Source organism: Streptomyces sp. NPDC053427, assembly GCF_044544985.1.
Classification (GTDB): Bacteria; Actinomycetota; Actinomycetes; order Streptomycetales; family Streptomycetaceae; genus Streptomyces.
Map to the genome: position 1 here is coordinate 986,328 of NZ_JBITYA010000001.1, position 15,683 is coordinate 1,002,010.

The window sequence follows — 15,683 nt, forward strand, 5'->3', positions numbered from 1 at the left end:
GCGGGTGGTGCGGCAGCCGCAGCCGGGGCTTCGCCCTGCGTGGGCAAGTGGGGGTGGAGGGTGTCAGGTGGGCTGTGGTGTGTTGTGTTTATCGGGAGACGGCGTCGTCCCAGTTCGGGGCGATGAAGGATTGGGCGCTGCTCTGCTGGGATTCGGTGGGGAACTTCGGTGTGCCGGAGACCTTCGGCAGTTTCGCTGCCGCGGTTTTGTCGAGGGTGCCGGCTTTCCTCATGGCGTTCATGAGGGCGGGGCGGGCATATCCCTTGAGCCTGAGGTTTTGGCCTTCAGGGCTGAAGAGGTATTCCTGCCACAGGCGTGCGGCTGCGGGGTGCGGTGCGTCGATGTTGATGGCTTGTGAGTAGTACTGGGAGAACTTGCCGTCGGTGGGGACGGCGACCTTCCAGTCGAGGCCTTTGGACTTGAATTTGTCGGTGTAGCCGGCGTTGAGGTAGTCCCAGTCGATGCTGATCGGCGTCTGGCCCTTTTCGATGGTGGCGGGGGTGGATTCGACGGGGGTGTAGTTGCCGTTCTTCTTGAGTTCGGCGAAGAAGTCTATGCCGGGCTGGATGTAGTCGAAGGAGCCGCCGTTGGCGAGGGCGGCGGCGTACACGGCGCCGAAGGCCGAACCCGACTTGGTGGGGCTGCCGTTGAGTGCGACCTGCCCCTTGTACTGGGGCTTGAGCAGGTCCTTGAAGCTGGTCGGGCAGGTCTGGACACGCTTGGCGTCGCAGCCGAAGGAGATGTAGCCGCCGTAGTCGTTTGCCCAGCGGGCGATCGAGTCCTTCTGGGCATCGGGTATGCCGGCGTAACCCGTGACCATGTACGGCGCGAGCAGTCCCTCCTGGGCGGCGTTCTGTGCGAAGGAGCTGCCGAGGTCCAGGACGTCGGGCGCGCTGTCCTTGCCCTTGCGTGAGGTGACTGCGTTGATCTCGTCCTGGCTGGCGCCGTTGGGGTTCTCGACCTGGACCTTGATGCCGTACTTCTTCTCGAAGCCGTCGATCAGAGCGCCGTAGTTGGCCCAGTCGCGGGGCAGGGCCACCGCATGCAGCGTGCCCTCCTTCTTGGCCGCTTTGGCGAGGGCGCCGATGCCGCCGACGGCCTTGGCGGTGGTTGCGGTGGCCGCGCTCTTGCCGTCGGGGCCGGTCGAGGTGTCGGAGCCCGCGCCACAGGCACTGAGGGCGAGGGCGGCGGCGCCGGTGAGGACGCCGGTGAGGACGGCGGTCCTCGGCGGGAACACGGTCACGGTCTCTCCAGGGGTACGCACTGAGGGGTTGAGGGGATTCATGCGGGGCCACACAGGGGATGCACGTGGGGGGTGGCACTTGTCCGGCGGCTTGTCTGAACAAGTCGGGCCTCAGTAGGCCCACAGATAGTGTCCAACAGGTGAACAAAGATTAAACTAATGGCCTAGTTTCCCTCACAATCGCAGCTCGCAGGGGTTGGCGCGGTCCCTCGTCCAGCCGGCCGCGCTGCACACTCTGCGCACAAATCCGCGGGGGAGAGGAGGCGCGCGGCGGCACGGCACGAGCGGATCGCCGAAGCGCCGCGGCGGGCGATTGGCCGCGAGGACGAGGACTGCGCCGCGGGCAGCCTGCTCCCTGCTCCCCGCCCCCGCTCCCCGCCCCCGCTCCCGCTCTCTGCGCGGACCGGACCCGCGGCCTGCATTCGTGCCCCGCTGCGGTGTCTCGCGCGGCACGGTCCGCCGGCCTACCGCAGTCAGACCTCGACCGGACTGTGCGGTTTCGTGCAGCGGGCCGCATGCGCTGGGCCGCGCGGCGTCCGGACACGTGCTGTCGTCCCCCATGCCGCCCCGCGGCGCCGGAGAAGGCTCCGTACGGCTCCAACTCCCGCCCGGCACACCGGTGTTGTGCCTCCTGTGGTATGCGGCCCGGATGGCGGGCAGGTGCTGCTGGAGCGGGCCGTGTACGCGGGCTGGACTGCCCCACCGTCGAGCGCATCGAGCGCGGGTGCCCGGCCCGGGTGCCCGCCCGCGACGCAGCGGCTGTACGGGGATGACGGTGACGGCGACGGCGAGGGCCTGGTCCTCGGATACGGCGGGCATCAGCGGCGTAGTGACTGCTGGGCCATGGCCAGGGTGACCTTGATGTCGTCGTCGGTCCAGGAGCAGACCTCCAGCCATGACAGATAGCCTGCCGCGGCGAAGGCCAGGACTTCGCCGGGGCAGTCGCCGTTGTGGGCGAGGATCGGGGCTTCGGCTGCCACGACTGTGCCCGGTCCGGAGGGGGCGGGCTGGACCGCGTTCGTGTCGAGGTCGAAGTAGGTGGTGCCGCACCCGCAGGTGCAGCGTCCCAGGATGCGCAGGTGGGGTATCTGGGCGCGGAGCGCGGCGTGCACCGGGTCGTCGCTGCTGAGCAGGGCGTCGAGCACGTCGGCCACCTCGAAGGGGAGGGCCTCGATCATGTCTGCACCGTAGCGGTCTGTGTGAGGTGGGTCGACGGGATATGGTCCGGTCCGGCTTCGGGGGCAAACGGTCCGGGTCCGGGGGCAAACGGTCCGGGGCCGGTGCCGGACCGTCCGGGGCCGGCGGCACGGGAGGCAGGCCGCAGGCCGCGGCCCCGGAGGCGGCCTGCGCTGCTAGGCGACCTTGGGGCCGCAGCGCATGCCGATGTAGATGCAGGCCGTGCCGTCCTGCAGTGTGGAGAAGACCACGGGCATGTAGTCCTCGCTGAACGCCGCGCCCACCCCGGTACCCGCGAAGACCGTCTCCGTCACCGGTATCAGGTCTATTTCCAGGGGCTCGGAGAAGTCCTTCATACCGTCGACGAATTCGTACACCGCGTGGCCCGCTCCGTCCCGCTCGGTCACGGTGATGACCACGCCCTCGCGCCGGTAGATGCCGGTGTACGGCGTGAAGTCGACCACGGGCGGCTGGGCCGGCGGGGCGAAGGGCTCCGGCATCGTCACCCCGGCCAGCTCGGCCAGGAGTTCCCGGTAGAGCGCCGCGTACAGTTCGCGCGCACCGCCGCCGTTGGTGAGGAGCACGACCGCGACGCCCGCCGACGGCACCACGCGCAGATAGCCGTACTGCCCGATCGAGGCGCCGTCGTGCCCGTATCCCTGGACGCCGTTCCAGTCGTACAGGGTCCAGCCCAGGCCCCAGCCGTCCGCGCTGACGGTCCACTTGTCGGGGGAGTCGACCACGCGCTGCTGCATCAGCGCGACCGTCTCCTCGCGCAGCACGCGCGTGCCGTCTCGCGCCACGCCGCCGTTGAGATGCATCTGCGCGAGCCGCGCGACGTCCCCGGCCGTGGCGATGACCCTGCCGTAGGGGCCGGCCGAGCGCGGCATCAAATCCCACGAGGGTGCCGGGTCCGGGTCCTGGCCCGCCTCGCCCAGGTGCCCCATCGCCGCACGGAAGCGCAGCGCCTCCTCGGGAAGCGTCATCGTGTGCGTGAGGCCGAGCGGGGTCAGGAGCAGGTCCTTCAGGGCCTCGTCCCAGACCTGGCCCGTCACCACCTCGACGATCCGGCCGAGCACGTTGTACGCGATGCCGCTGTAGGAGATCGCGGTGCCGGGCGGGCAGTCGAGCGCCACGTCCTTCGCGGCCTCGACGTACTTGGCCAGGCAGTCGTCGCCGCGCCCGCTGTCGTAGGTGAAGTCGCAGGTGAGGCCGCTTGTGTGGCTGAGCAGCTGGCGCGTGGTGATCGCCCTGGTGGCCTCGGGGTCGGCGACCGAGAACTCCGGCAGCACCTCCACGACCGGCGCGTCCAGGTCCAGTCGGCCCGATTCGACGAGCCGCATGATCAGGGTGGCGGTGTAGACCTTGGCGATCGAGCCCATCTGGTAGACCGAGTCGGTCGTCGCCGTCACGCCCGTGCCGCGGTGGAGGACGCCGCTGGCCAGCTCGTGGACGGTGCCGTTTACGAGGACCGCGAGGGAGGCGGCCGGGACGTGGTGCTTGGCGCGCAGCGCGTCGAGGCGGTTCTGCCAGTGGATGAGGTCCAGTTTCCTGCCCGTCGAGTCCCTGGCCCCCCAGTCTCCCTTGGCTTCCCAGTTGCCCTGCGCGTCCCAGCTCACGTTCTCCGACATGTCAGCTCCCACCCCTTGCGTACGGCGTTCTCTCGATGCGAACACTGTACGCATGAAGTAACGCTGTACGCAAGGTGCGTACAGCGTGCGCTAACGTGGTGGGGACGAGGGCCGTGGGACAAGCAGAGACGAGGGCCGCATGCCAGCCGACCAGAAGCCGACCGCCTCGGTGTGGACCCGGACGCGCCCGGGGCGGCGGGAACACCTGACCCGCGAGCAGATCGTCGCCGAAGCGATCCGCCTCCTGGATGCGGAGGGCGTCGAGGAGCTCAGCATGCGCAAGCTCGGCACCCGCCTGGGTACGGCGGCCACCTCCCTCTACCGGCACGTGGCCAGCAAGGACGAGCTGATCGAGCTGGTCGTGGACGACGTCTACGGCGAACCGGACCTGCCGGCCGCCGTCGACGCCGCCCGGTGGCGGGCGGCCGTCACCCGCACCGCCACCGAGCTGCGGGCGATGACCCTGCGCCACCCGTGGATCGCCCCCGAACTGGGCCAGGTCGGCCTCGTCCACATCGGCCCGAACGCCATGCGGATGTCGTCGGCACTGCTTGCGCAGTTCGAGGCGGCGGGCTTCGGTGCGGACGAGATGGACCAGGCCATGGGCACACTCATGGCGTACGTCATCGGGATCGCGACCTCTGAGGCCGCGTACCTCTCACTGATCGCCCGCAGCGGCAAGACCGAGCAGGAGTGGGTGGCGGACCTGCGGCCGGCCTTCGACGAGGCCGCACGGGAGCACCCGCGGCTGCGTGCGGGAAGCTCCGCCCGGCAGGACGTGCACCCGCAGCGGATCCGCGATGACAACTTCGCCTACGGGCTCGAGCGCGTCCTCGATGGCCTGGCGGCCCGGCTCACACCCTGATTGCGGCAGCAGTACCAGGGGTGTCGTCAAAAAATCTCGGGTGGCGGAACGCGGCGGAGTGACAGCCCGCAATGAACTGCACGGTGCTGAGCGGGAGTTGGTCCGGCCGCTGCTGCCCGAGCCCGTGCGGGGCCGGAAGGAAGCGGTTGGACGACCGCACCGCGCTCAACGCGATCGTGCGGAAGTTGCGCACCGGCACGGCCTGACGGGATCTGCCGGAGCGGCACGGCCCGCGTGGGCCACGCGTGGACGTGGATGTGGGCGTGGGCGAGGGCGAGCGCGTGGGCCTGGTCACGACGGTGGGCCTGGTCAGGACGGGAGGGCGCCGAGCTGACGCAGCTGCGCGAGGACGTCGACGACGCCTCGGATCTCGACGATCCGCCCGCCGGCGAAGCGGAAGATGAAGATCTCGTTGTAGGTGACGGCCTTTCCGGTGGGCGGCAGACCCTGGTACTCGCCCTGGTGGGTCCCGGTCACCGTATTCCTGGAGACGACCTTGTCGCCCTGGGCGATCGTCTCCTCGACGGCGACGTGGATGTCGGGGAATGCGCGCAGGAGTACCTCCCACACCCGCTTCAGGGCCTGCGCTCCCGTCGCGCCCATCGGTAGGGGCGCCTGGAAGAGCACATCCTGTGCGACGCACTCGTCGATGGCCCTCGAGATGATCTCCGCATCGCCGCTGTTCACGGCGGAGTGGAAACGCTTGAGCGTGGCTGTGTTGTGTGTTGCCCGGGCTGCAGACATGCGGTCTCTCTTCTGCTCTGTGCTGGACGGTGTCCCCGCAGTAGGACGACACAGCCGCCGAAAGTGTGACGCGACGCGTGGACGACGGCCTCGGTGCCGTGCCGTGCCGTGCGGTGCGGTGCCGTACCGGGCCTGGTGGTGCCGTTCGAAGGCTTCGGCGCCACCGCGCGCGGACACGGCCGGCAGCCGCTGCGCGTCGGAGATGCGTGCGCCGGCCAGGTGGGGGAGAGCGCCGCCTGGGGTGCGTAGCCGTGATGCCCGCGCCGGATGCCGCCGAACGGGCTTCTTCGTGCAACCAGTTGGCGCTCTCGCCGGTCATCGCTGGTGGTAGGTGGCCGCTCGCCTCGGCTGTTGTCACGGCGTGCACCACCACTGGCCAGGAACAGCACAGACCAGACCAGCACAGGCCAAGAACAGCACAGGCCAAGAACAGGGGAAATCCGCTCATGCGCGCTCGATTGTTTCTCGCGGCACCGACTGCCGCCGCTGCCGCCACTGCCGCCCTTGCCGCGCTCGCTCCTGCGGCGGGTGCGGCGACGGGATCTGCGGCACCGGTACCGACCTGCAAAGAGTCCGCGGTGCGGGTGTCCGCGGCCGCGGCCCAGCGGCCTGGCGTACTGCACCTCAAGGTCACCAACAGGGGGGCCGGCTCCTGTGTCGTCGACCGGATCCCGACGGTCACGTTCGGGACCCTGGACGGCGCGGCGCAGCCGGTGCCGCCCGCCGGGAGCGCCCCCTACCGTCTCGCCGTGGGCGGCACGGCCCACGCCGCGGTGCGCACGGCCGACCCGGCCGGCGGTGCGCAGATGCGGGTCGTGGACTTCGTGACTGTGGCCGCCGACCCCTCCCACCGCGGCCGCACGATCAGCGCCGACGTCCTCGGGCTGCCCCAGGGCGTGCGGGTGTGGGAGCCGGTGACCACGTGGTGGCAGCCGTCCTGGGCGAAGGCGGATGCGGCGCTCCGGGGCGCGACGCGCTGAGTGTGATCTCCCGGTTCGGTGACGGTGGTGGTGAGAGTCGGTGACGGTGGTCCGGCCGGGACGGGGCTGTGCTGCCGTGGGTGTTGGTGGTGCGTCGTTTGCTGGAGCGGCGGCAGGCGGGGGAGTTGTCGACTGGCATGTGCGTGCGGTCGCTGAAACGGTGGGTGTTTCGGAGCGTGTGGTGTGGCGCCGGCTGGAGCAGTCCCAGTCGGCCGGGCGGAGGGAGGCCGGGGCCGGCAGGGGTACGCACCGGGAGCCCGAGGTGGCCGGGCCGCGCAGGCGGATCCGCTCAGTGAGCCGGCCGAACCCACCCGGGGCCACCGGTACCGACCTGCCGGATCCGGCGCTGCCCTGCCCGTATCCCGCATACCGCCCCACGCGCCTGGGCTGAAGGGTGTGGCAGAAGTCTGTCGGGCGGGCATTTCCTACCGGAGCCTTTGGCGGCACCCGCCCGGACAGCTCGGGCAACCGGTCGGGGCCAGGCGCTGCGCCCTCTCACGCCTGGACGCTGTCGGTCACCTCAACTGCAACGACGCCTCAGTCGATCAGAACGCCCGGGTTGAGGATGCGATGGGGGTCCAGGGCGTTCTTGGCGGCGTGCAGTGCCAGCGCGAAGGGTTTCGGGCGCTGGAGGTCGTAGCCGGGGCGGTGGTCGCGGCCGACGGCGTGGTGGTGGGTGATGGTTGCGCGGTGGCGGTGCAGGACGTCGGTTGCGGCGGCTTTGATGTCGTCCCAGACCTCGACCTCGTCGCCGGGTCGGCCGGCGACGGCCACGGTGAAGTAGGGGGCGGCGCCGTCGGGGTAGACGTGGGTCAGGCGGCAGTTGACGGTGGCCGGGTGACCGGTGGCCTTCAGGGCGGCGGCGCCGACCTGGGTGCGAACGGCGTCGATCAGGGCGGGAATCGTGTCCCAGGTGGCGGCGGTCTCGAAGGTCTCGACGACGGCGCCCATGCGGGCCAGGCCGTCGCGCAGATAGGGCATGCGCAGGAACGTCGAGCGCCAGGCGCGCACGGCCGCGTCGGCCGGGGCGTCGCGGTCCGTCCTCGGCGCCCCGGCGCGGCCGCCGTGGGCGCGGGCCAGGTCCAGGGCGCTCGTGAGGCGGTCGTCGACGCGGGCGGTGGCGGATTCGAAGCCCAGGACCAGGACGGCGGAGCCGTCGTGCGAGGCGCCGGAGAGCAGTGCCTCGCCGGAATCGAGCAGGCGGCAGTTGGCCGGGGCGAGGTCGGACCCGGCGAGGGCACGCACGGCGTCCAGCGCCTGGTGGAAGTCGGCGAAGGCCACGGACGCCGAGGCCTTGTACCGCGGGCGTTCCTGCAGGCGCATCCACGCCTCGGTGATGACGCCGAGGGCGCCTTCGGAGCCCAGGAACAGGCGGTCGGGTGACGGTCCGGCACCGGATGCGGGCAGGCGCCAGGACGTGCCGGCTCCGGCGGGCGTGACCACGTCCAGGCTTTGCACGAAGTCGTCGATGTGGGTGCGGCCGGTGGCGTAGTGGCCTCCGGCCCGGGTGGCCAGCCAGCCGCCGAGGGTGGAGAACTCGAAGCTCTGCGGGAAGTGGCGCAGGGTGAGGCCGTGGGGCCGCAACTGCTCTTCCAGCACGGGACCGAGCGCGCCGGCCTGGATGCGGGCCGAGCGGCTGACAGCGTCGATCTCCAGGACCCGGTCCATCGAGGTCAGGTCGAGCGACAGCACGGCGCGGTGGGCGTCGCCGCGGTACTCCACGCCGCCGACCACCGAGGAGCCGCCGCCGAAGGGGATGACGGCCACGCCGTGCCCGCCGGCCCAGTCCAGCAGGTCGGCGACCTCCTGGCCGTCGGTCGGCCGGGCGACCAGGTCGGGGATCCGGCCGGGGCGGCCGCGCAGGGCCCGGATGACGTCGCGGTAGGCCTTGCCCATGGCGTGCGCGGCGCGCGCTTCGGGATCGGCGGTGACCAGGTGCGCCAGTGCGGCCGGGGGTGCCACGGCGGGGCGGGCGACGGTCAGGTCGGCGATCCGGGGTATCGGCAGCGGGCGGGCCAGGGTGCCCGGCAACAGGGCGCCCATGGCGGTGCATTCGGCGTCGTCGGGGTGGGCATCGGCGTAGCCCCAGCCCCACCAGGAGCGGGTGCGGGAGGTACCGGGGCGGGACGGGACAGCAGGCATGAGTGTGCTCCCAGCGAGGTCCGGGCAAGCAATTTACCCAACGGAAAATTACCCTAAGGTAATATCCGGTTCATGACAACGCTCCCCTCCAGGGCCGGCACCAAGGGCGTACCCAGGGCCGCCCGCGAACGACAGATCCTGGCCGCGGCCACCGAGCAGTTCGGCCGCCACGGCTACGAGGCCACCACCGTGGCCGCCGTCGCCGCCCGCGTAGGCGTCACCAAGCCATTGCTGCACCACTACTTCGGCAGCAAGCAGGACCTCTACCTCGCCTGCCTCAACCCGGTCGGCGACCGCCTGCTGGACGCCATCCGCGCCGCGATGACCGAACCCGCCTCCGGCACCCCGCCCACCCCCCTGCGCGTGCTGCACGCCCTGTTCCTCGCCCTGGACCCGCAGCGCGAGGCATGGTTCGTCCTCTACGACACCTCGCTGCCGCCCCACAGCGACGCCGCCCGACGCGCGGCGCACTACCGCGGCGCCATCGACGACCTCGCCGCGACCGGCACCGCCGACCTCCTGCACGCCGCCGGATCCGGCGACCCCCTCGACGCCGACGCCCTCAAATACGCCTGGCGCGGCCTGTGCACCGCCCTGGTCCACTGGTGGGTCAACCACCCCGACCAGTCACCCGAAGCCATGGCGCAACGCTGCGCACGACTCTTCGCGGCCAGCCGCACCGCCCTCGCCACCGGCAACGACAGCACATGAGCCGGAACGACCCCACCCCGGACACCTCCAAGGCCCGGCACCCCGGACACCTCCAAGGCCCGGCGCCGCCATCGCACCGCGGCCCGTCCCACCGAACACGCGGCCGGCGCGGGACAACGGGAAGACCACGACGCCACCGCCCCGCCGAGACAGTCCAGTGACGGTAGAGGGTGGTTCTGGGCCCTGCGAAGCCGTGTGCTGTACGGCCCTCGATCTAATCGTCGTGTTCGGTCCCACCGAAGAAGTGCAACTGTCCATGCCATCGGATCGGCTGGCCGACCGGGAGATGATCCCGCCCCAGATCGGGCAGGGTCACCTTCGACCAGTCGATCAATGGTTGTCCCTCGGCCGTGTGACCAAGTGCCTCGCGCAGCTCATATCCTTCGCACCTGTTGTCGGGGACGTGAGTCCACACACTGAATTCGTCGTCAAGACTGAGGCCGCGGTTGGCCAGCCATGCGTCAAGGTAGCCGTCCACGGAGCTGCGGACTGAGGACGGATCGCTGAGCAGCCACACCCAGCCCTTGGTGCTCCCGCTGTGACCCACGAGGTGGGTCATCTCCAGCAGGTGGAAACCGTGCGGATGGTGGGTGATGAGCCCGCTCGGCGGCTCAGAGAGCTCGACGTTCTCCAACTGCTCAATGCGGGCCTTTGCGATGTGGTCGTAGGGATCGAGACGGAGTGCCTCGCGATAGGCCGCCGCTGCGGCGTCATGGTCGCCCATCCAATGCAGGCCACACGCGCGCGAGAAGACTGCGAGGTTGTTGGTCTGTTGCAGGGCAAGAGTGCGCTCCGCGGCCCGTACCACTTCGGCGGCCAGCGCCCGGCCGTGCTGGTCGTCTTCGTCCAATCCGGCGGGTGGGTTGTGTTCATCGTCGAAGTGGTCGTCTGCGGTGCCGATTTCGTCGTTCAGGTGCGCCCGCAGATTTCCCCATTCCAAGAGCGTCAGGCAGATGGAGCTGACGATGTCGTCGGGAAATGCCTCCTGGATGGCAGAGCATGCCTCCCGGACTTCGGCTTCGTCATCCTCCAGGTCCTCGGGAGTGTCATACTCGGCCGCCTCCCAGTAGTACTGAAGAGATGAGCCTGCTTCTCTGCGTACCGCTTCGATGTCTGTTGCGCCGTCCATGGCCGCCGGAGCCTAGTGGGCCTGGGGTCCGACTCGGACCTCTGGTCGCGAGAAGGCTGGTCTTCTGCAGCTCGTGGACCCCGGCTTTCAGGCGCGGCGGGCGCGGGCGGCGACGGTGCGGCGGTCCAGGGCGAGTTCGTACTCGGTGTGACCAGTGACGACCACGCCGGACAGGCGGCGGTCGATGATCGATGGTCGACGGGCGGTGAAGGTACCTGCCTTCCGGCCCGGTTGCCACACAGCCACTCCACACCGCCACTCCACACAGCCACTCCACAAGGCCCGCCTTCGGCCGGGTGAAACTGCTTGGGCAAGGGCTTCCGGCCGCGGCGTTCAGCGATCGTTGACCCCAGGTGGGCAGGATCACCGTGTAGTCGCACCACAACGACCACGAGGGGGAACACCTATGGGCGCCGTGCATTTCGGCGAGCTCGAATGCGTCAAGCAGGAGGACTGGAACGGCGCGGACGACATCTACATCACGCTCAACGGCCACACGGTCTACTCGACCCGCATGAGCGAGGGCGACAAGCGCTCCATCGACCGGTCCTTCCCGTTCAAGGGCGACGTCGCAACCGTCCGCATGTATGAGAGCGACGACATCGGCGAAGACGATCTTCTCGGCGAGCAGATCCCCCTTCTCGGCCCTGGCGAGATGAAGTTCACCGAGGACGACGCCTACTACACGCTCTCCTACGTGCTGCGCTGACCGCCCGCGGGGCCCGGCCGGCGGGCCGGGCCCCGCCAGGGATCCCCGGTTCCGACTCCTGCCACCGTTACCTGACGGGGCCCACCTCTGGTCGCGCCGGTCCGCTCGGGCGCAAGGTTGGAGAACGGCACCCTGGCCGAACGCACGGAGGAAGCCACCGCAGCCTGATCACACATCACCCGATCCGCAACTCTTGACAATTGATCATGTTCCTGACAGCAGTGGGGCACTGCACCACTCCTACGAACGGCACCACACCGAAGGGGGCGATCAGCGCATGACCAAGCCTGAGAGCGCGGGATACGACTACGACGTCGTCATCAGCGGAGCCAGCCTCGCCGGCAGCGCCGCGGCGATCCTGCTCGCTCGACGCGGTGCCCGCGTTGCACTGCTGGAACGCCGCTCGGACCCTGAAGCGTACAAGGCGCTCTGCACCCACTCCCTCACGGCCAGCGCCTACCCGGTGCTGGACACACTCGGCCTCATCCCCGCTCTCGAGAAGGCGGGAGCCGTTTGCAACAACGCCCGCTGGTACACCCGTTGGGGATGGATCGAGCCGAGGGCCGCACCGGCGGGCCCCGAGCTGCCGTACGGGTACAACATCCGGCGCAGCACCCTCGACCCGTTGATCAGGTCCCATGCGGCAAAGACTCCTGGCGTCGATCTGCTGCTCGGCCACCAGGTGACCGGGCTGCTGCCAGAATCCGGGCGAACCTCGGGGGTGCGCGCGTCGACACCACAGGGTGAGCGCGAGATCCGGGCCCGTCTGGTGGTCGGCGCCGACGGCAAGGACTCGGCCGTAGCGAAGTTCGCCGGGGTGCCTGCTCGGCAGTACGAGAACGCGCGGTTCGGCTATCTCGCGCACTTCCGCAACCTTCCGCTGCACGGCGGGATCGCTCACGCCTGGTTCCTCGAGCCCGACATGGCGTACGCGTTTCCGAACGACGACGGGGTGACGGTCATCGCGGTGCTCCCGGACAAGAAGCGGCTGCCGGCCTTCCGGGAGGACCTGGAGGGCAGCTTCCTCGAGTTCGTTCGTACCCTGCCCGAGGCGCCGCCCATCGACTCCGCCGAGCGCATCACGAAGATCACCGGAACGGTCAACTACCCGCTTCACAGCCGCAAGCCGACCGCGCCGGGCGTCGCGCTCATCGGCGACGCCGCCCTGACCGGCGATCCTCTTTGGGGAGTGGGATGCGGGTGGGCTCTGCAGTCCGCGCAATGGCTGGCAGAGGCGGTCGCTTCGGCCGCAACCGGTCGGGGCGACCTCGACAGGTCGCTCGCGGAGTACGCACGCGTACACCGGCGCCGGCTGAGCGGTCACCAGTACCTGGCTGCCGACTTCGCCAAGGTCCGTCCGTTCAATCCCATCGAGCGGCTGATGTTTTCTGCGGCAGCGCGCGATGAGTCGATGGCGCGGCACATGCATCTGTTTGCATCCCGCTTGATCGGTCCGCTGCGTTTCTTGAACCCGATGGCACTGGCCAAGGCTTCGGGCGTCAACATCAAGCATCGCGGGGCAGCTGTGCCACCCGCGCACCTGTCACGCACAGGGTCATGACCGGTTCCCTGAGCACGACACCGGGTGGGCCCGCGTGAAGGCTGTCGCTGTGCAACCCGGGATCGGCTCCACCGAGACCTGCGCACCTTGCTCCCGACGGCCCCAGTTGCGCAGACAACCACACCCGACCCGCGCACCCCGCAGATCCCCGCGCGGCAGGTCGCGGAGCGCGACGAGCAAGCCGTCACGCAGTGGAGGGAGGCGACCTGGGCCGAGGCAAAGGAAGCCAGGGCGGCCTGCGACGGCTGGATCTGCTTCGAGGACGAAGCAGGCTTCACCCGCAGGCCACCCAAAGGGCGCACCTGGGTCGGCGCGGTATCACCCCCGTGGTGACCGTCAGCGGCCGGCGTTCCGAACGTCTGTCCGTGGCCGGAGTGCTCGCCTGGCGAGCCGGCTCCCGCACGCGGCTGTGCCACCGCGTGCGCACCCACGCAGCGGGCACGGGCATGCGCCGCGGTATGAGTGAACGCGACTACATCGCTCTCCTGGACGGCGTCCATCAGTTGGTCAAGGCCCCGATCGTGCTCGTGTGGGACCGGCTGAACACCCACGTCTCCTACGCCATGCGTGAGTTGATCGCCGAACGAGAGTGGCTGACAGTGTTCCTGCTGCCCGCATACTCACCCGGCCCGAACCCGGTGGAAGGTGTGTGGGCGCACGTCAAACGCAGCCTGGCCAACCGCGCCGTCGTCGCACTCGACCGCCTCGAGGCCCTCGTACGCAACCGGCTCAAACGCCACCAGTACCGCCCCGACGTTCTCAACGGCTTCATAGCCGGAACCGGCCTTGCCCTCCATGCCCCCATGTCACCCTGACAAGCCGAAGTCAGTAAGTGCAGAGGGACAGGACCACAGAAGTTGAGCCAGAGCCAACTCGGGTTCTGGCTCCGCTTCTGTGGTGCGGTCACTGCGCGTCGTCTTCCATGTCTCGCAGGCGGTGGTAGGGGATGAGGGTGTCACGGAGGCGGTTGTCGGGACCGCGTAGGAACAGGGCGCGCAGCTCGCCGCCAGGATCCATCATCGGGCGGCCGTCCTGAGCGGGGTCGTCGTCGGCAGGTGGGTACTCGTCGATGCCTTCGCAGGGGATGATGACGTAGGGACGGTCGTACTCGGGGGCGACAAGGTCGGGTTCGGTCCCGTACTGCCATTGCGCGCCGGCTGTACGCACATGCACCTCACCCAGGTACCACGTAGCGGCGCCAACCGCGCCGCTATCACGCTCGGCCTTGATCTCCTCGCAGGAGGAGAACCGGCGCCGCATGAAGGCTTCAAGACGGTCGAGGGATTCGATACTGAAATCCCAGTCGTCCGCTTCGGGCAGGAAATGGACGTTGAAGGCCGCGTGCTGCTCGGAGATCCACGCGTCAAGGCGCGGATTGTTCGCCCATTCCCGCTCCTGGTCCTGCTGCTGTTCGTCCATGCCGCCGACCCTAACGTCACGGGGCAATACACCCGAGACGCCCAAAGAGCGATCTGGCGCCGGAGGTTGAAGCTCAAGCTGAGAGTGGTGTAGCCGGCCCACGCCTGGGATCCACTGTCGGCCGCGCCTGGCATGCTTGCGCGGAAACGCTCCCCAGAGAAAGCGTCGACATGGCCGATCAATCCCTGCTCGACTTCGACGGACGGGCCCTTCCGCTGCCCCCTGACCCCCTGAGCCCGGTGCCGCACGAGGTCGAGCATGGGCTGGCGACGTACAGGGCGGGTGATGCAGCGCAGGCACGGGAGTTGCTGACCGCGATAGCCGGGACGGGACGTACCAGTGCGTCTGGGCATGCGGCGATGGCGCTGGCGGGTATCGAGATCGGCGAGAACGGGCTCGGCGGCTCCCACCGGCGATGGCTGGAGCAGGTGGTGGCGGGAGAGGACCCCTGGCTGGGGCCCTTGGCCGCAGTGATGCTCACCCCGGAATTCCAGTCGGGTACGTCCTCGGACTCGGGCCGAAGGCTCCTCTCGAGCCTCGCGGCTCAGTTCACCGGCGACCTCGACACCGCCCGGGACGGGTTCGAGCATGCCTTCGAGGCACACAAGGGCACGGAGCCCGGAGACGTCGCCGGCCTCCTGCTCGGCAACCTCCTCGTCCAGAGCGGCGATCAGGCCGCGGCCCTGGAGCCGCTCAGCTACACGCGAGGAATGTGCGACGGCACATTCGCGGGCTATGCGGCTCATCTCGAAGGGCACGTCCTCATCGGGCAGAACGAGAAAGATCGAGCGAGCAAGGTGCTCCAGTACGCGCACCGCGAGTCCCACCCGGCCAGAGGCGGTGACAAGGGACTGCACCCTTGGGTCGCCGTCCGCTTCGGCGAGCTGCTGGCGAGTGACCCATGGGTGGATGTCGTCTACGACCAGGTGGAGGAGAGTGGTGTGAGCGAGGGCGTGGTGATCCGGGAGCCCTTCGAGTCCGCCCTCTACCAGAGAGAGGTCAGCACTCCCGCGCTCGCCGACATCGGCTTGTCCCTGTTCCCCGCGACGTTCGAACCCGTACACGCGGGTCTGGAGCGCCTGAAGGCCTGGAGCGACGAACGATACGAGCGCGGCCGCAGGCTGGTCCTCACGCTCCACACCCATGTCGAGGACAGTCGCGACGACGAACGTACTCAGGGATTGACGGACCTGCTGGCGAAGCTCGACCTGCCCAAGCCCAAGTACTGATCCGAAACGGTGGCAGTCGGTCCTGATGCAGCAGCGCAATGAAAGTCACGCCAAGGAGGCCGGGAGTGCTGAGCTCGGCGTGCCTGGCTGTACACGTCCTCGGGTAGCTCTTCAAGACCATGTAGGACACCGTCTTAGATGGAG

At 69.4% G+C, this 15,683-nt stretch carries 15 protein-coding genes; 7 read left to right on the plus strand and 8 right to left on the minus strand.

Features of this window, described 5'->3' with window-relative positions; translation table 11 throughout:
* Positions 1 to 88: 88 nt before the first annotated feature.
* The 3 genes from ACIGWZ_RS03980 to ACIGWZ_RS03990 all read right to left on the minus strand — a co-directional run bounded on the left by ACIGWZ_RS03980 (position 89) and on the right by ACIGWZ_RS03990 (position 4,050).
* Entirely contained in the window at positions 89 to 1,243 is a 1,155-nt protein-coding gene (locus ACIGWZ_RS03980; RefSeq protein WP_400060506.1) for an ABC transporter substrate-binding protein, read from the minus strand.
* Between the two features lie 818 nt (positions 1,244 to 2,061).
* Positions 2,062 to 2,421: a hypothetical protein gene (locus ACIGWZ_RS03985; protein WP_400060507.1), complete on the minus strand. Its 360-nt coding sequence runs from the start codon at positions 2,419 to 2,421 to the stop codon at positions 2,062 to 2,064.
* A gap of 174 nt (positions 2,422 to 2,595) precedes the next feature.
* Entirely contained in the window at positions 2,596 to 4,050 is a 1,455-nt protein-coding gene (locus ACIGWZ_RS03990; RefSeq protein WP_400060509.1) for a serine hydrolase domain-containing protein, read from the minus strand.
* A gap of 139 nt (positions 4,051 to 4,189) precedes the next feature.
* Between ACIGWZ_RS03990 and ACIGWZ_RS03995 the strand changes: the two genes are divergently transcribed.
* Positions 4,190 to 4,915 (plus strand): TetR/AcrR family transcriptional regulator, encoded by a 726-nt coding sequence (locus tag ACIGWZ_RS03995; RefSeq protein WP_400060511.1) that lies wholly within the window; start codon positions 4,190 to 4,192, stop codon positions 4,913 to 4,915.
* A 309-nt stretch (positions 4,916 to 5,224) separates the two neighbouring features.
* On the opposite strand, the gene ACIGWZ_RS04000 is transcribed toward ACIGWZ_RS03995, so the two are convergent.
* A complete protein-coding gene (locus ACIGWZ_RS04000) occupies positions 5,225 to 5,659 on the minus strand; it encodes an ester cyclase (protein ID WP_400060512.1) in 435 nt (144 codons plus the stop codon).
* A gap of 446 nt (positions 5,660 to 6,105) precedes the next feature.
* On the opposite strand from ACIGWZ_RS04000, the gene ACIGWZ_RS04005 reads away from it, so the two are divergent.
* Entirely contained in the window at positions 6,106 to 6,639 is a 534-nt protein-coding gene (locus ACIGWZ_RS04005; RefSeq protein WP_400060515.1) for a DUF4232 domain-containing protein, read from the plus strand.
* Positions 6,640 to 7,176: 537 nt separating this feature from the next.
* On the opposite strand, the gene ACIGWZ_RS04010 is transcribed toward ACIGWZ_RS04005, so the two are convergent.
* Entirely contained in the window at positions 7,177 to 8,781 is a 1,605-nt protein-coding gene (locus tag ACIGWZ_RS04010; protein WP_400060517.1) for an FAD-binding oxidoreductase, read from the minus strand.
* 72 nt (positions 8,782 to 8,853) lie between these two features.
* Here ACIGWZ_RS04010 and ACIGWZ_RS04015 point away from each other — a divergent pair, with 72 nt between their 5' ends.
* Positions 8,854 to 9,492 (plus strand): TetR/AcrR family transcriptional regulator, encoded by a 639-nt coding sequence (locus tag ACIGWZ_RS04015; RefSeq protein WP_400060519.1) that lies wholly within the window; start codon positions 8,854 to 8,856, stop codon positions 9,490 to 9,492.
* Positions 9,493 to 9,706: 214 nt separating this feature from the next.
* Here ACIGWZ_RS04015 and ACIGWZ_RS04020 read toward each other — a convergent pair whose 3' ends face one another.
* Together ACIGWZ_RS04020 and ACIGWZ_RS04025 are read right to left on the minus strand one after the other, a co-directional pair.
* The gene (locus tag ACIGWZ_RS04020) at positions 9,707 to 10,621 is read right to left on the minus strand and encodes a hypothetical protein (protein WP_400060521.1); all 915 of its coding nucleotides are present in this window, start codon (positions 10,619 to 10,621) and stop codon (positions 9,707 to 9,709) included.
* 87 nt (positions 10,622 to 10,708) lie between these two features.
* Positions 10,709 to 10,867, minus strand: coding sequence for a hypothetical protein (locus tag ACIGWZ_RS04025; RefSeq protein WP_400060522.1), 159 nt, complete (start codon positions 10,865 to 10,867; stop codon positions 10,709 to 10,711).
* Positions 10,868 to 11,027: 160 nt separating this feature from the next.
* Here ACIGWZ_RS04025 and ACIGWZ_RS04030 point away from each other — a divergent pair, with 160 nt between their 5' ends.
* The 3 genes from ACIGWZ_RS04030 to ACIGWZ_RS04040 all read left to right on the plus strand — a co-directional run bounded on the left by ACIGWZ_RS04030 (position 11,028) and on the right by ACIGWZ_RS04040 (position 13,706).
* Positions 11,028 to 11,330, plus strand: a complete 303-nt coding sequence (locus ACIGWZ_RS04030) for a hypothetical protein (RefSeq protein WP_400060525.1) — start codon at positions 11,028 to 11,030, stop codon at positions 11,328 to 11,330.
* 277 nt (positions 11,331 to 11,607) lie between these two features.
* Positions 11,608 to 12,891, plus strand: coding sequence for an NAD(P)/FAD-dependent oxidoreductase (locus ACIGWZ_RS04035; RefSeq protein ID WP_400060526.1), 1,284 nt, complete (start codon positions 11,608 to 11,610; stop codon positions 12,889 to 12,891).
* 329 nt (positions 12,892 to 13,220) lie between these two features.
* Positions 13,221 to 13,706, plus strand: coding sequence for a transposase (locus ACIGWZ_RS04040; protein ID WP_400060528.1), 486 nt, complete (start codon positions 13,221 to 13,223; stop codon positions 13,704 to 13,706).
* A gap of 88 nt (positions 13,707 to 13,794) precedes the next feature.
* On the opposite strand, the gene ACIGWZ_RS04045 is transcribed toward ACIGWZ_RS04040, so the two are convergent.
* A complete protein-coding gene (locus ACIGWZ_RS04045; protein WP_400060530.1) occupies positions 13,795 to 14,310 on the minus strand; it encodes a hypothetical protein in 516 nt (171 codons plus the stop codon).
* Positions 14,311 to 14,480: 170 nt separating this feature from the next.
* Between ACIGWZ_RS04045 and ACIGWZ_RS04050 the strand changes: the two genes are divergently transcribed.
* Entirely contained in the window at positions 14,481 to 15,539 is a 1,059-nt protein-coding gene (locus tag ACIGWZ_RS04050) for a tetratricopeptide repeat protein (protein ID WP_400060532.1), read from the plus strand.
* Positions 15,540 to 15,683 lie beyond the last annotated feature (144 nt).

Excerpts from the sequence above, each read along its gene's own strand:
- ACIGWZ_RS04050 (WP_400060532.1), top strand. The coding sequence starts at position 14,481 with ATGGCCGATCAATCCCTGCTCGACTTCGACGGACGGGCCCTTCCGCTG.
- ACIGWZ_RS03985 (WP_400060507.1), bottom strand. The coding sequence starts at position 2,421 with ATGATCGAGGCCCTCCCCTTCGAGGTGGCCGACGTGCTCGACGCCCTG.
- ACIGWZ_RS04000 (WP_400060512.1), bottom strand. The coding sequence starts at position 5,659 with ATGTCTGCAGCCCGGGCAACACACAACACAGCCACGCTCAAGCGTTTC.
- ACIGWZ_RS03990 (WP_400060509.1), bottom strand. The coding sequence starts at position 4,050 with ATGTCGGAGAACGTGAGCTGGGACGCGCAGGGCAACTGGGAAGCCAAG.
- ACIGWZ_RS04030 (WP_400060525.1), top strand. The coding sequence starts at position 11,028 with ATGGGCGCCGTGCATTTCGGCGAGCTCGAATGCGTCAAGCAGGAGGAC.
- ACIGWZ_RS04015 (WP_400060519.1), top strand. The coding sequence starts at position 8,854 with ATGACAACGCTCCCCTCCAGGGCCGGCACCAAGGGCGTACCCAGGGCC.
- ACIGWZ_RS04035 (WP_400060526.1), top strand. The coding sequence starts at position 11,608 with ATGACCAAGCCTGAGAGCGCGGGATACGACTACGACGTCGTCATCAGC.
- ACIGWZ_RS04020 (WP_400060521.1), bottom strand. The coding sequence starts at position 10,621 with ATGGACGGCGCAACAGACATCGAAGCGGTACGCAGAGAAGCAGGCTCA.
- ACIGWZ_RS04045 (WP_400060530.1), bottom strand. The coding sequence starts at position 14,310 with ATGGACGAACAGCAGCAGGACCAGGAGCGGGAATGGGCGAACAATCCG.
- ACIGWZ_RS03995 (WP_400060511.1), top strand. The coding sequence starts at position 4,190 with ATGCCAGCCGACCAGAAGCCGACCGCCTCGGTGTGGACCCGGACGCGC.
- ACIGWZ_RS04005 (WP_400060515.1), top strand. The coding sequence starts at position 6,106 with ATGCGCGCTCGATTGTTTCTCGCGGCACCGACTGCCGCCGCTGCCGCC.
- ACIGWZ_RS04010 (WP_400060517.1), bottom strand. The coding sequence starts at position 8,781 with ATGCCTGCTGTCCCGTCCCGCCCCGGTACCTCCCGCACCCGCTCCTGG.